The sequence below is a fragment of the Frateuria sp. GZRe12 genome (assembly GCF_051900535.1).
Classification (GTDB): Bacteria; Pseudomonadota; Gammaproteobacteria; order Xanthomonadales; family Rhodanobacteraceae; genus Frateuria_A.
This window is the reverse complement of the sequence record NZ_JBHZGI010000003.1, coordinates 83,441-96,346: the sequence shown is the minus strand read 5'-3', so window position 1 is coordinate 96,346 and position 12,906 is coordinate 83,441. Positions and strand designations below refer to the sequence as shown.

General features: G+C 67.8%; 12 protein-coding genes and 1 pseudogene. 7 read left to right on the top strand and 6 right to left on the bottom strand.

Annotation, left to right across the window (positions count from 1 at the left end; all coding sequences use genetic code 11):
* The first annotated feature begins 130 nt into the window (after positions 1 to 130).
* The 3 genes from ACFWZ4_RS09005 (at position 131) to coaE (ending at position 3,019) form a co-directional block, all read left to right on the top strand.
* Positions 131 to 1,396 (top strand): type II secretion system F family protein, encoded by a 1,266-nt coding sequence (locus tag ACFWZ4_RS09005; RefSeq protein WP_439704355.1) that lies wholly within the window; start codon positions 131 to 133, stop codon positions 1,394 to 1,396.
* Positions 1,397 to 1,523: 127 nt separating this feature from the next.
* Positions 1,524 to 2,381, top strand: coding sequence for a prepilin peptidase (locus ACFWZ4_RS09000; RefSeq protein WP_439704354.1), 858 nt, complete (start codon positions 1,524 to 1,526; stop codon positions 2,379 to 2,381).
* On the top strand, positions 2,378 to 3,019 hold the full coding sequence (coaE, locus tag ACFWZ4_RS08995) for a dephospho-CoA kinase (RefSeq protein WP_439704353.1): 642 nt from the start codon (positions 2,378 to 2,380) through the stop codon (positions 3,017 to 3,019). The genes ACFWZ4_RS09000 and coaE overlap by 4 nt, the downstream gene beginning before the upstream one ends.
* A gap of 68 nt (positions 3,020 to 3,087) precedes the next feature.
* Here coaE and ACFWZ4_RS08990 read toward each other — a convergent pair whose 3' ends face one another.
* The 3 genes from ACFWZ4_RS08990 to ACFWZ4_RS08980 all read right to left on the bottom strand — a co-directional run bounded on the left by ACFWZ4_RS08990 (position 3,088) and on the right by ACFWZ4_RS08980 (position 5,321).
* On the bottom strand, positions 3,088 to 3,489 hold the full coding sequence (locus ACFWZ4_RS08990) for an NUDIX domain-containing protein (RefSeq protein ID WP_439704352.1): 402 nt from the start codon (positions 3,487 to 3,489) through the stop codon (positions 3,088 to 3,090).
* Positions 3,490 to 3,509: 20 nt separating this feature from the next.
* Complete coding sequence (locus tag ACFWZ4_RS08985; RefSeq protein ID WP_439704351.1) at positions 3,510 to 3,998, bottom strand: dihydrofolate reductase; 489 nt, start codon at positions 3,996 to 3,998, stop codon at positions 3,510 to 3,512.
* A gap of 291 nt (positions 3,999 to 4,289) precedes the next feature.
* The gene (locus ACFWZ4_RS08980) at positions 4,290 to 5,321 is read right to left on the bottom strand and encodes an isoaspartyl peptidase/L-asparaginase family protein (protein WP_439704350.1); all 1,032 of its coding nucleotides are present in this window, start codon (positions 5,319 to 5,321) and stop codon (positions 4,290 to 4,292) included.
* On the opposite strand from ACFWZ4_RS08980, the pseudogene ACFWZ4_RS08975 reads away from it, so the two are divergent.
* Positions 5,232 to 6,302 (top strand): annotated as a pseudogene (locus ACFWZ4_RS08975) (CoA transferase subunit A); the annotation flags it as partial. The gene ACFWZ4_RS08980 and the pseudogene ACFWZ4_RS08975 sit on opposite strands and share 90 nt — an antisense overlap.
* Positions 6,303 to 6,395: 93 nt before the next feature.
* Complete coding sequence (locus ACFWZ4_RS08970; RefSeq protein WP_439704605.1) at positions 6,396 to 7,025, top strand: CoA transferase subunit B; 630 nt, start codon at positions 6,396 to 6,398, stop codon at positions 7,023 to 7,025.
* A 103-nt stretch (positions 7,026 to 7,128) separates the two neighbouring features.
* On the opposite strand, the gene ACFWZ4_RS08965 is transcribed toward ACFWZ4_RS08970, so the two are convergent.
* The 3 genes from ACFWZ4_RS08965 to ACFWZ4_RS08955 form a co-directional block, all read right to left on the bottom strand.
* Complete coding sequence (locus tag ACFWZ4_RS08965; RefSeq protein ID WP_439704349.1) at positions 7,129 to 8,088, bottom strand: sensor histidine kinase; 960 nt, start codon at positions 8,086 to 8,088, stop codon at positions 7,129 to 7,131.
* A 42-nt stretch (positions 8,089 to 8,130) separates the two neighbouring features.
* Positions 8,131 to 8,856 (bottom strand): response regulator transcription factor, encoded by a 726-nt coding sequence (locus tag ACFWZ4_RS08960; RefSeq protein ID WP_209619864.1) that lies wholly within the window; start codon positions 8,854 to 8,856, stop codon positions 8,131 to 8,133.
* 129 nt (positions 8,857 to 8,985) lie between these two features.
* Entirely contained in the window at positions 8,986 to 9,618 is a 633-nt protein-coding gene (locus ACFWZ4_RS08955) for an arylesterase (RefSeq protein ID WP_439704348.1), read from the bottom strand.
* Here ACFWZ4_RS08955 and ACFWZ4_RS08950 point away from each other — a divergent pair.
* Positions 9,617 to 10,312, top strand: coding sequence for an ABC transporter ATP-binding protein (locus ACFWZ4_RS08950; RefSeq protein WP_439704347.1), 696 nt, complete (start codon positions 9,617 to 9,619; stop codon positions 10,310 to 10,312). The two genes, ACFWZ4_RS08955 and ACFWZ4_RS08950, sit on opposite strands and share 2 nt — an antisense overlap.
* Positions 10,313 to 10,388: 76 nt before the next feature.
* On the top strand, positions 10,389 to 12,869 hold the full coding sequence (locus ACFWZ4_RS08945) for an ABC transporter permease (RefSeq protein ID WP_439704346.1): 2,481 nt from the start codon (positions 10,389 to 10,391) through the stop codon (positions 12,867 to 12,869).
* The last annotated feature ends 37 nt before the right edge of the window (positions 12,870 to 12,906 follow it).

Here is a 12,906-nt window from a genome sequence, read left to right as displayed (position 1 = left end):
GAGCGGGCGTTCCGCAGACCGCGAAGTTGCGCGGGGCGCCACGAAATGACCCGCCAGATTTGGCATAAGCTCCACCGTCGACCGGCCGCGCGAGCGGCCGTCGCGAATCGAACCACCGGGGGAATCGGGCATGGCTACGGCTAACGCACTCGCGAAGAACGCGAACCTGGGCGCCCAGCGCGCCGAGGTCAGCAGGTTGACCATGTACGACTGGGTCGCGCTGGACAAGCGCGGCAAGCGCATGAAGGGCGAAATGCCGGCGAAGAATGCATCGCTGGTCAAGGCCGAGCTGCGTCGCCAGGGGATGAACCCGCAAACGGTGCGCGAGAAGTCCAAGCCGCTGTTCGGCGCGACCGGCAAGAGCGTGAAGCCGGGCGACGTGGCGGTCTTCAGCCGGCAGATCGCCACCATGATGGCCTCCGGCGTGCCGATGGTGCAGTCCTTCGAGATCATCGCCGGCGGACAGAAGAACGTCCGTTTCAAGAATATGTTGATGGACGTCAAGCAGGCCATCGAAGGTGGCGCCTCGCTGCACGAGGCACTGGGCAAGTATCCGGTGCAGTTCGACGAGCTCTACCGCAATCTGGTCCGCGCCGGCGAGTCCGCGGGTGTGCTCGATACGGTGCTCGACACGGTGGCGACCTACAAGGAACGTACCGAGGCGATCAAGAAAAAAATCAAGAAGGCGTTGTTCTATCCGGCGATGGTGCTGGCCGTGGTGTTTCTGGTCACCATGATCATGCTGTTGTTCGTGGTGCCCGTGTTCGCGCAGACCTTCAAGGACGCCGGCGCCGACTTGCCCGCTCCGACGCAGTTCGTGCTCAGCGCTTCCAATTTCATGATGAGCTACTGGTGGATCGTGATCGGCGTGGTAGTCGGTTCGATCACCGGCATCATCGCGGGCAAGAAGCGGTCGCTCAAGTTTGCTCACCTGCTCGATCGCATCTTCCTGCGTCTGCCGGTGATGGGCGAGATCCTGCGGCAGTCGGCAATTGCCCGCTTCGCCCGCACACTCGGCGTTACCTTCAGGGCCGGCGTGCCGCTCGTCGAGGCGCTCGATGCCGTGGCGGGCGCCACGGGCAGCATCACGTACGGTGACGCGGTGCGCCAGATGCGCGATGACATCTCGGTGGGCCACCAGCTCCAGCTTTCGATGCGCCAGACCGGCCTGTTCCCTAACATGGTGGTGCAGATGACCGCCATCGGCGAGGAATCCGGCTCGCTGGACAGCATGCTGTTCAAAGTGGCCGAGTTCTACGAAGAAGAGGTCAGCAACATGGTCGATACCCTGTCGACCCTACTCGAGCCGCTGATCATGGTCGTGCTGGGCGTGCTGGTGGGCGGCATGGTGGTGTCGCTGTACCTTCCGATCTTCAAGCTCGCTGGCACGGTTTAACAGCCCGCGCGGTCGTCCTGGATCGGGGCAACAGTTGATCCCAACGGTGGTTTGTGGAAAAGGCCTCTGTCCAGAGCAGAAGCGGTCCGGACCGCGCTCATAACGGCGGCCGCTCATTGGACTAAGCATGCTCGAACTTCCGCTCTGGCTCTGGCTTGTGTTTGCCGGCATGCTCGGCCTCCTCGTAGGCAGCTTTCTCAACGTGGTGATCCTGCGCCTGCCCGCGCGGCTGGAAGCGCGGTGGCGACGCGAGGCCCAGGAAGAGCTTGCGCTGGAAGTCGCAGACCAGCCGCTGCCGCCGGGCATCGTGCGCGAAGCCTCGCACTGCCCGCACTGCAAGCATCCGTTGTCGGCGGGGGACAACATTCCGCTGTTCGGCTGGCTGCTGTTGCGCGGGCGCTGCCGCTATTGCCGGGAACCGATATCCATCCAGTACCCGCTGGTGGAATGTCTCTCCGGCATGCTGAGCGTGCTGGTGGTGTGGAAGTTCGGTCCTGGCTGGTCGGCGCTGGCGGGACTGGTGTTCACCTGGGTACTGATCGCCGCCGCAGGCATCGACTTCCGCACCCAGTTGCTCCCCGACCAGCTCACCCTCCCGTTGCTGTGGCTCGGCCTGCTGCTGTCGTTGCTGCCGATGTTCGTGCTGCCGGGGTCGGCCATCCTTGGCACGGCACTGGGGTACTTGAGCCTGTGGAGCGTGTACTGGCTGTTCAAGCTGCTCACCGGCAAGGAAGGCATGGGCTATGGCGATTTCAAGCTGCTGGCCGCGCTGGGCGCATGGATGGGACCGGGTGCTTTGCTGCCGGTGGTGCTGCTCTCATCGCTGGTTGGTGCGGTAGTGGGCGGCCTGTTGATCGCCCTGCGCAAGCACGGCCGCGAGATGCCGATGCCCTTCGGCCCGTTCATCGCGATGGCCGGCTGGATCTGGTTCGTTGCCGGCGAGCCGCTGCTGCAGGGCTACCTTCACCTGACCGGGTTGCGGTGAACGCGCGCCGCGCTTACGTCGTGGGCCTGACCGGCGGCATTGCTGCCGGGAAGACCGCGGTCACCCGGCGCTTCGAGGCGCTGGGCGTGCCGGTACACGATGCGGACGTGGCCGCGAGGGTGGTGGTCGAGCCCGGCAGCGACGGCCTGGCGGCGATCGTCGACGCGTTTGGCCCGGAGGTGCTCGATGCACAGGGGCGCCTCGATCGCGCGGCCATGCGCCGCCGCGTGTTCGCCGACGCCACGGCCAGGCAAGCGCTGGAAGCGATCATCCATCCGCGCGTGCGCGAGTGGCTGCACCAGCACGCACTGGCCGAAACCGCGCCCTACTGCCTGCTGGCCATCCCGCTGCTGGCCGAGAACATCGCCCACTACCGCTGGCTCGACCGCATCCTCTTGGTAGACGTACCGGAACCGGTGCAACTCGAACGCCTGATCGCCCGTGACGGCATCGATCGTCCGCTCGCCGAGCGGATGCTGGCGCAGCAGGCCAGCCGGACCGAACGACTGGCGCTGGCGGACGACGTGATCGACAACAGCAGCAGCGAAGCGGCGCTCGATGCCCATGTGCAAGCGCTGCATCGGACATACTTGGCGTTGGCCGCGCGGGCCGGAGCGAACGCGTCCCGCTCTTGGTAAAAGTCCGCCCGCTTGCAGGCGACGCCTTTCCATCGCCCGCCTACAAGAGCATCGCTTACGAGTGGCTCCTACAATGGCTGCGCGGGCACTTTTGAGAGGGCCCTGAGAATTTCCCGGTCCGCCGGCGCCAGGATCGCCAGCGCGATATCCGACGGCAAGCGCCATTGCAGTGCCTGCCCCTCCATCGAGCGTGGCGTCCCGTGCCATGCATCCACCCGCCAGGCGTCCAGCAGCAGAGCGCGTTCACCGTAATTCCATGAAACCTGGATCAAGGGCGTAACGCTATCCAGGTCAACCTCGACGTCCAGTTCCTCGCGCAATTCGCGCACCAGGCCCGCTGCCGGCGATTCACCGGGCTCCAGCTTGCCGCCGGGGAACTCCCACATGCCGGCGAGGTGTTTGCCGGGCGGCCGTTGCGCGAGCAGGACGCTACCGGCCGGGTCGATCAGCACGCCGGCCATCACGTGCATGGCGGGAGCGGCCAACGGGGTCAGGACTCGCGCACGTACTCGACCATGTCGAAGCTGTACTCGTGCTCGCCATCAGCCTTGTGGTGGGTGCGTGCGACTTCGGTCCAGTCGCGCAGATGGATGCCGGGAAAGAAGGTGTCGGCGCCCTCGACGGCCGCGCCGACCCAGGTCAGGTACATGCGTCGCGCCTGCGGTAGGGCCGCTGCATAGACCTGGCCGCCACCGATCACCATCAGGCCGGTGCCGCCTGCGCGTGCTTGCGCCTCCTCCAGCGAGCGCACGGCGATCTGGCCAGGGAAAGGCGCCTCGTGGCGTCGCGACAGCACCAGATTGTGCCGGTCCGGCAAGGCCCGGCCGATCGCCACCGCCGTGTTGTAGCCCATCAGCACGTACTTGCCGAGGGTCAGCTGCTTGAACCAGCGCAGGTCGTCCGGCAGGTGCCAGGGCAACTGCCCTTTGCGACCGATGGCGAAGTTCTCATCCAGTGCGGCGATCAACGAAATGGACATCGGTGCTCCAGGGGCGTGTGGATGGTGCAGCCGGCTCACGGGCCCGCTTGGGGCCGCCTGCCATGCTTCGGTCCATTGTAGCCACTCGAAAGCAGCAGATACCGTCCGGGGCGAGGTGACCCATGCCCACCATCCTTCCCTGGAGGGAAAGACTTCAGGGCGCGCCTCCAGGTTCCCTCCCCTTCGAGCAGAAGCCTCGGAGGCCGACTCCTGGCTTCCTCCCCTTCAAGCGGCGGACGCGGTGGGTGGGTGTCGGCAGCCAATACGCGGGAGCCCAACCCCGTAGCTGCCCTACTCGCCGTCCTCCTGCTGCGTCGCACCCGGGTCCGGCTCGTCGTCGTAGATCGCCACGTGAGGCACGCCATCGGCACCGATCCAGCCGCGATACATGCCGTCGGTATTGAACGGCATGGCTATGTGGCCCCTCGCATCCAGCGCGATGGCGCCGCCGTTGCCACCCATCGCGGGGATCTCCTGGTTGATCACCTCGGCAGCGGCGCGCTCCAGCGGTACGTGCATCAGCGATACGCGCATGCAGATCGCATGCGCCGCCACGGTGCGGAGATAAAATTCGCCCCAGCCCGTGCCGGAGACCGCGCAATCCGCGTTGGCGTAGGTGCCGGCGCCGATGACCGGCGAATCGCCCACCCTGCCCCAGCGCTTGTCGGTCATGCCGCCGGTCGAGGTGCCGGCCGCCAGATGGCCCTGTGCATCCAGCGCCACGGCGCCGACAGTGCCGAAATGCTTGGCCGTCTCCACGTCCGAATGCGGCTTGCCCTCGCGATCTTCCTTCAGCGCTTTCTGCAACTGCTGCCAGCGTTGCTCGGTGCGAAAATACGACGGATCGACCAGCGTGACGCCTACTTCCCGCGCGAACGCCTCGGCACCGTCGCCGACCAGCATCACGTGCTGCGATTTCTCCAGCACTGCGCGCGCCAGCAGGATCGGGTTCTTCACGCGGTGCACGCCGGCGATCGATCCGGCGCGCAGGGTGTCACCGTCCATGATCGCCGCGTCCAACTCGTTGCGACCGTCATGGGTGAACACCGAGCCCTTGCCGGCGTTGAAATTGGGATCGTCCTCCAGCACCGTCAGCGCCGCGGTTACGCCATCCAGCGCCGGCTTGCCCGCCTTGAGCTGTGCGTAGCCGCTCTCGAGCGCGCGGGCGAGCGCCGCCCGGACCTCCTTTTCCTTTGCCGGGTTCATGTCGCGCCGGATGACCCCGGACCCGCCATGGACGATCAGGACGGGCGTGGTGGCGGCATGGCTCATGGCAGCGATCCCCAAGGCGGTCAGGGCGGCGAACACACGCAGCGGCTTCACTTGGATGTCTCCCGGCGGTGGCCACCGAGTATATCCAGCCGCGCCGGTCTGCCGAGCAGGCGCGGCAGGAACACGCCCCGCGCAGGCTGGTGGCCGTGGGGAGTTGTCGCAGGCGCGGCGGCTGGCGGCCACGCGCAAGGTGCGCTCCCACCGGATTTCGTTGGGACGCTGGCGCAGGTGGCTGGCGGTCGCGCACGAGGTTTCACTTGGTGCTGTTGCAGGTGCGGATGCCGCGCAGTTCTCGCCGATGGATCGTGCCGAAGGGCTTGCGACCTTGGTACGACGCGGCGCGCCTGCGTTCCATCGTATCCTTGGCAGCTGACTCTCCATCCGGAAGGCACTGCTATGGACAAGGTGTATGCAAGCGCGGAGGCGGCTCTCGAGGGCCTGCTGTTCGACGACATGACGATCGCCGCCGGCGGTTTCGGCCTGTGCGGCATCCCCGAGAACCTGATCGGCGCATTGCTGGACGCCGGCACCAAGGGACTGACCATCGTCGGCAACAACGCTGGCGTGGACGATTTCGGCATGGGCCCGCTGCTGAAGACCCACCAGGTCAAGCGCGTGTACGCCTCCTATGTCGGCGAGAACAAGGAGTTCGAGCGCCAGGTGCTGTCCGGCGAGCTGGAACTTCACCTCACGCCGCAGGGCACGCTGGCCGAGAAGCTGCGCGCCGGCGGCGCCGGCATCCCGGGCTTTTACACGCGCACCGCGTTCGGCACCAAGCTGGCCGAGGGCAAGGAAACCAAGGTCTTTGACGGCAAGGAATACGTGCTCGAAGAAGCGATCCACGCCGACGTTTCCATCGTTAAGGCGTGGAAGGGCGACCGCCTGGGCAACCTGGTGTTCCGCGAGACAGCGCGCAACTTCAACCCGATGATCGCTACCTGCGGCAAGACGTGCGTGGCCGAGGTCGAACACCTGGTCGAGGTCGGCGAGCTCGACCCAAACAACGTCCACGTGCCGGGCATCTACGTCGACCGCATCGTGCAGGGCGCGAAGTACGAGAAGCGCATCGAGTTCCGCACGGTCGCCGGCGCCAACACCGGCAAGGAAAACCCGACCCGTTCGGCGATGGCCCAGCGCGCGGCGAAGGAACTGCGCGATGGCTTCTACGTGAACCTGGGCATCGGCATTCCCACGCTGGTCGCCAATTACATCCCCGAGGGCATGGACGTGATCCTGCAATCGGAGAACGGCCTGCTCGGCATCGGCCCCTTTCCGACGGAGGACCAGATCGACCCGGACCTCATCAATGCCGGAAAGCAGACCATCACCACCCTGCCCGGCTCGGCCTTTTTCTCCAGCGCAGATTCGTTCGCGATGATCCGCGGCGGCCATATCGACCTGTCGATCCTGGGCGGCCTGGAGGTTTCGGCCACCGGCGACCTGGCCAACTGGATGGTGCCGGGCAAGATGGTCAAGGGCCCGGGCGGCGCCATGGACCTGGTCAGCGGCGTCAAACGCGTGGTCGTGCTGATGGAACACACCGCGAAGGACGGCTCGCCCAAGATCAAGCCCCAGTGCGACCTGCCGTTGACCGGCAAGGAAGTGGTGGATCTGATCATCACCGATCTTGCGGTGTTCGAGGTCGACAAAGGCAAGGGCTTGACCCTGGTCGAGCTCCACCAGGGCGTGACGCTCGACGAGGTCAAGGCCAAGACCGGTTGCGAGTTCGCCGTGTCGCCCTCGCTGAAGAGCTGAGCACCTCGCCCCCTGCAGACGCGCCCCTGGGCTCGCCCACCCTCCGGGTCGCGCCCAGGGGGCGCTCTTACGTCAGGGCGCTCTCCTGCAAGTGGCTGCCCGCTCAGGCCGGCAGCGTTTCCGGAAAGCGAATGCTCGCGATGTGCTCGCTGCCGTCGCGCGTCTGCAGTTCCAGCGGCCAATGGAAGCGCTCGCTGATGCGTTGGGCGATCGCCAGTTCGAAGCCGTGCCGGTCGATCGCCGGCGCGTCCTCCACGCGATTGGACACTGCCACCGCGCCGGGGAGCACGGTGATCAGGATCGTGCCGTGGTCGGCCTGCTGGCTGGCGTTGCGGATCAATTGCCAGCACAACACCATGAACACCCGCGGCGAGGCGCGCAGTGCGAAGCGCGCCGGCTCCTCGATCTTCAACTCGACCGCCCGGCCTTCGAGCATCTGCCGAAGGTCGTCCATGCTCTTGTGCAGGACGTCGTTGACGACGAACTCCTCCTCGCCTGCCCCGACGTCCGACTCCCGGGCCAGGATCAGCAACGCCTCGATCAGCGCCTCCATCTCGCGCGTGGCACGCTGGATACGCTTGACCGAGCGCACGCCGAACTTGCTGAGTTCGGATTCGTCGGTGAGCATGTCGGCCGACATCTTGATCACGGTCAACGGGCTGCGCAGCTCGTGGCTGGCGTCACGGGTGAAGTTGCGCTCGCGCTGGTTGTAGCCGGCGATGCGCGTGGCAAAGCCGTGCAGGCCGCGCGCAAGCGTCACCACGTCCGCGTCGGCCTGGTCGGAGAGGCGCGTAGGCGCCAGCGCGTCCAGGTCCGGCTCTTCGTCCCAGGCGTCGATAACGCGCGCGAGCCGGCCGACCGGCCGCCACTGCCGCCGTGCCGCCAGCCATGCCAGGGCGCTGATGACGGCAAGCAACACCAGTATCGCCACCGGTGGCGCGACGCCGTACACGCCCAGCATGACGCAGATGACCACGCCGATCAGGTGCAGGCCGAAGATCAGCGCAAGCCGGCGGTGGAACGCACCGGCCCCCCTCCGTCCTCCGCCCTGTTTCCTTGGCAATCCCCTGACCATACCTGTTGTTGCGATGCTCACCTCGCTCGATCAGGCGGTGGCCGTCGCCACTTCCGTTTCCAGGTCGGCCAAGCGGTAGCCTGCCGAATGGATCGTGTGCAGCAACGGACGGTCGAACGGCTTGTCGATCACGCGGCGCAGGTTGTACAGGTGCGAGCGCAGGGTGTCCGAATCGGGCAGCGTGTCGCCCCAGATCTCCCGCTCGATGTCGCGACGGCTGACCACGCGGGGCGATTCGCGCATCAGGATCGCAAGCAGCTTCAGGCCGATCGGCGAGACGGTCAGCTCCTGCCCGCCGCGGGTCAGGCGCAGGGTGGCGGTGTCGAGCGTCATGTCGCCGACGGTGAGCACCTCGGAGGACACCTGGCGGCGATCGCGGCGGATCAGGGCGCGCAAGCGGGCTTCCAGCTCACGCACCTCGAACGGCTTGACCAGGTAATCGTCCGCGCCGGCTTCCAGGCCGATCAACTTGTCTTCGAGCGTGTCGCGCGCGGTAAGCATGAGCACCGGCGTGGACTTCTTGGCGTCCTTGCGCAGCTTGCGACACACGTCCAGGCCGTCCATGCCTGGCAGCATAAGATCCAGCACGATGACGTCGTAGCTGTTCGACACGGCCAGGTGCAGGCCACTGACGCCATCGGCCGCATAGTCCACCGAATAGCCCCGACGCTCCAGGAATTCTCCAACCATCTCAGCAATTTGCCGGTTGTCCTCGACCAGCAGGATCAAGCCGGACTGTTCGTCGCGCAGGCTCATGGTCCCTCCGTTGGTGGTTTTCACAAATGTGAAGAGCTAACGATCCGGCGGGTGACAGCAGCGTGAAAGCTTTAAACGCGTGATTCAGCACGGGTTTTTGTCGAGCCCGCTGGCGGGGTGCGAGCCCTTTCAGCGTAGCAGTGGTGCGAGCTGGGCCCAAACCGTGGCAAACACGGTCGGCTCGCCCGCGGCGGTGGGATGCAGGCCATCGGCCTGCATGAGCGACGGGTCAAGCGCGACTTTTTCGAGAAGGAAAGGCACCAGCGCCGTGCGTTTGCTGCGTGCGAGATCGGCGTATACGCCGCGCAGCGCCTCGCGGTAGCGCGGTCCGTAGTTCACCGGCAATTCGATACCCACCAGCAGCACCTTGACGTGCGCCTGGTGCGCCATGTCGATCATGGCCGCGAGGTTGTCCTTCATCGCCGCCAGCGGCAGGCCGCGCAGGCCATCATTGCCACCGAGCTCCAGCACGAGCACGTTCGGCTTGTACGTCTCGAGCAGCGCCGGAAGATGGTGCCGCCCGCTCAGTGTGGTCTCGCCGCTGATGCTGGCATTGACCACGCGCCAGGGCGGCTCCATCTTGCCAAGGCGTACTTCCAGCAGATGCACCCAGCCCTGGTTCGCGGCGATGTTGTGCGCGGCCGACAGCGAATCACCCAGCACCAGTATCGTCCTGGTCGCGGCCGTCTTCGGCGCGGCCGCCAGCGTGGCGCCGCTCCATCCCATCCACAACAGGGCCAGCAACCCGAGGACTCGACGCATGAGTGAATCTTCCCGACCGCTTCTGGAGGCCCGCGATGTTAGCAAGACGGTCCGAGGCCCCGAGGGGAAGCTGGATATCCTGGCCGGCGTGAGCCTTGCGGTGCACGCCGGCGAGAGCTTCGCGATCGTCGGCGCGTCGGGCTCGGGCAAGACCACGCTGCTCGGCTTGCTGGCCGGGCTGGACGTGCCCAGCGCCGGCGCCATTCATCTGGACGGCCATGCGCTGCAGGCGACGGACGAAGAGGCGCGTGCGGACCTGCGTCGGCGGCTGGTCGGTTTCGTGTTCCAGTCCTTCCACCTGCTGCCGGCGCTCACCGCGGAGGAAAACGTGATGCTGCCGCTGGAGCTGGAAGGCCGCGACGATGCGCGCGAACGGGCGCACGATGCACTCGATGCGGTCGGGCTGCATGCGCGCCGGCGTCATTACCCCGCACAGCTCTCCGGTGGCGAGCAGCAGCGCGTGGCGATAGCGCGCGCCTTCGTGCACGGTCCGCGGGTGTTGTTCGCCGACGAGCCCACCGGCAACCTGGACCAGCGCACCGGGCGGCACGTGGCTGACCTGTTGTTCGCGCTCAACCGCGACCATCACACCACACTCGTGCTGGTGACCCACGACGCGCAACTGGCCGCGCGCTGCGCCCGTGGCGTGGAGCTGATGGAGGGCCGTGTCGCCGCACCGGCCGACGCCCGATGAGGCGCCGCAACGCTATGCGAAAGTACCCCGCGCGCGACCGCCCTGTGCGGCCACCGGCCGGTCGCGGAGCGGCCGCATGAAGCTGCTCCGCCTCGCCCTGCGCACCCTGCGCCGCGAATGGCACCTGCCGGAACTGCGCACGCTGGCCACCTCGCTGCTGCTGGCCGTCGTGGCCCTCGGCGTGGTCGCCACGCTCGCCAGCCGTGTCGAACGCGGCCTGCTTGCCAGCGCCGCGGAGCTGATCGGCGGCGATGCCGGCCTGTCCGCGCCACAGGCGGTGCCATCGGCCTACGCCGACGAAGCGCACAAGCGCGATCTGGCGGTGACCCGCAGCGCCGGCTTCCCCAGCGTGGCTTTCGCCGGCGAGCGAGGCCAGTTGCTCGACGTCGATGCCGTCGATGGCGCCTGGCCGTTGCGCGGCACGCTGCAATTGGCCATGCACGGCGCTACTTCCGGCGGTCACGGACCCGCGGCCGGCACCGTGTATCTCGACCATCGCGCGATGGTCGCGTTGGGCCTGACCGCGGGCGACCGCGTGCAGCTGGGCGGCCAGGAACTGGTTGTCGCGGCCGAACTGGTGAGCCAGCCCGACGGCGGCCAACTGGTGGCCATGGCCCCGCGCGCGCTGATGAACCTTGCCGATGCGCGGCGCGCCGGCCTGCTCGGCGTGGGCAGCCGTGCGCGCCACCGCCTGCTCGTCGCCGGGACGCCCGCGGCGGTCGGCAGCTGGCTCGCCTGGGTCAAGGGTCGGCCGCTACCCCAGGGCGCGGAGCTGGTGACGCCCGAACAGACCCAGGAACGCATGCGCAACGCGTTCGATCGCGCCGGTGCGTTCCTGCGCCTGACCGCGTTGCTGTCGGCCCTGCTGGCCGGCGTGGCGATCGCGCTGGCGGCGCAACGCTACGCGCGGCGCAAGACCCCTGAAATCGCCCTGCTGCGGGCGCTGGGAACCGCGCGCTCCCGCGTGCTCGCCCTGTTGCTGGCGACCTTGGGCGCGCTTGCTCTGCCAGCGGCCGCCCTGGGCGTGCTGTTGTCGTGGGCCTTGGCCGAAGGCGCCTGGCGTCTGGCCGGCGCCACGTTCGTGCACGTGCCTACCACCTTGCCCCTGTTGCCGGCGCTGGGGGCCGCGGCGATGGGCCTGGCGGTGCTTGCCGGTTTCGCGCTGCCGCCGCTGGCCCGCCTGGCCGAGGTGCCACCGGTGGCCGTGTTCCGCGCCAGCATGGCGCGCCGCGTGCGTCGCGTGGACGTGCTCTACCTGGCGCCGGCGCTGGTCGCGCTGGCGCTGATCTGGACCCAGAGTGGCTCGGCCAAGCTGGCCGGCATCCTGGCTGTCAGCCTGTTTGGCGTCGCCGCGCTTGCCGCCCTGCTCGCGCTGATGCTGCTGTGGTTCGCGCGGCGCATCGCTCCGGGCGCGCATCCGGCGCTGCGGCTGGGCCTGGCCGCACTGGCGCGGCGGCGGGGCCTGAGTACGGTGCAGGCCACCGCGCTCAGCCTCGGCCTGGTCGCCCTGCTGCTGCTCGCGGTGGTCGCGCCGGCGTTGCTCGAAGGTTGGCGCCGCGAGCTGCCGCCGGATACTCCCAACTGGTTCGTGCTCAACCTGCAGGACGACCAGCGCGCGGATTTCACCCGACGCCTGCAGCAACTGGGCGCGCAGGAACTCAACATGCTGCCGCTGGCGGTGGGCAAGCTCGCCGCGATCAATGGCAAGCCGGTGGACCAGCTGCGCTTCGCCGATCCGCGCGCAAAGGAATGGGTCGATCGCCAGTTGCGCCTGTCGTGGACCGGCACGCTGCCCCCGTCCAACCGGGTGATCGCCGGCCGCTGGGCAGGCACCACCCCCGCTCAGGCGGAGGTGTCGGTGGACACCATGTGGCGCGACATGTTCGGACTGAAGCCGGGCGACCGCATGCGTTTCGACGTGGGCGAAGGCTCGCTCGAAGCCACCGTCGGCAGCGTCCGCCAGGTCGACTGGAGTTCGTTCCGGGTGAACTTCTTCCTGCTGCTGGACCCGGCGCATGCGAGCGGACTGCCGCACACCTGGCTGGCCAGTTTCTACCTGCCGCGTGGTCATGCCGAGGCGCTGGCGAAACTGTCGCGCGACTACAGCAACCTCAGCCTGGTGGATGTGGATGCGTTGCTGGATCGGGTGCGCGAAATCGTCGACCAGGTGGGCGGCGCGGTGCGCTGGGTGCTCGGTTTCAGCCTGCTGGCCGGCGCCCTGGTACTGGCCGCGGCGCTCGCCACCAGCGCGGCCGAGCGCCGGCACGAGGCGGCGCTGCTGCGCACGCTGGGCGCGCGGCGCGGCCAGTTGCGGCTGGCGGCGGCCTGCGAGTTCGCCATGCTCGGCCTGATCGCCGGCCTCACCGCCGCGTTGGGCGCCGCCGGCGCGGGCTGGTGGCTTGGGCACGCGGTGTTCCGGCTGGACGATTTCGTGCCACCGCTGGCACCGCTGGCCGGTGCTGCGCTGCTGGCCGCCGTGGTGATCATGCTGCTGGGGTTGGCGGGCACGCGACGGGTCACCCGTACCTCGCCCATGCGATTGTTGCGGGAAGGATGAGCCCGGCCCCAGACTGGGCGCTTGCCACCGGAGCAAC

What these genes read in the sequence shown, in the direction of transcription:
- ACFWZ4_RS09005 (WP_439704355.1), top strand. Translation starts at nt 131, where the DNA reads ATGGCTACGGCTAACGCACTCGCGAAGAACGCGAACCTGGGCGCCCAG.
- ACFWZ4_RS09000 (WP_439704354.1), top strand. Translation starts at nt 1,524, where the DNA reads ATGCTCGAACTTCCGCTCTGGCTCTGGCTTGTGTTTGCCGGCATGCTC.
- ACFWZ4_RS08990 (WP_439704352.1), bottom strand. Translation starts at nt 3,489, where the DNA reads ATGCACGTGATGGCCGGCGTGCTGATCGACCCGGCCGGTAGCGTCCTG.
- ACFWZ4_RS08985 (WP_439704351.1), bottom strand. Translation starts at nt 3,998, where the DNA reads ATGTCCATTTCGTTGATCGCCGCACTGGATGAGAACTTCGCCATCGGT.
- ACFWZ4_RS08970 (WP_439704605.1), top strand. Translation starts at nt 6,396, where the DNA reads ATGGCCCAGCGCGCGGCGAAGGAACTGCGCGATGGCTTCTACGTGAAC.
- ACFWZ4_RS08960 (WP_209619864.1), bottom strand. Translation starts at nt 8,856, where the DNA reads ATGAGCCTGCGCGACGAACAGTCCGGCTTGATCCTGCTGGTCGAGGAC.
- ACFWZ4_RS08950 (WP_439704347.1), top strand. Translation starts at nt 9,617, where the DNA reads ATGAGTGAATCTTCCCGACCGCTTCTGGAGGCCCGCGATGTTAGCAAG.
- ACFWZ4_RS08955 (WP_439704348.1), bottom strand. Translation starts at nt 9,618, where the DNA reads ATGCGTCGAGTCCTCGGGTTGCTGGCCCTGTTGTGGATGGGATGGAGC.
- ACFWZ4_RS08945 (WP_439704346.1), top strand. Translation starts at nt 10,389, where the DNA reads ATGAAGCTGCTCCGCCTCGCCCTGCGCACCCTGCGCCGCGAATGGCAC.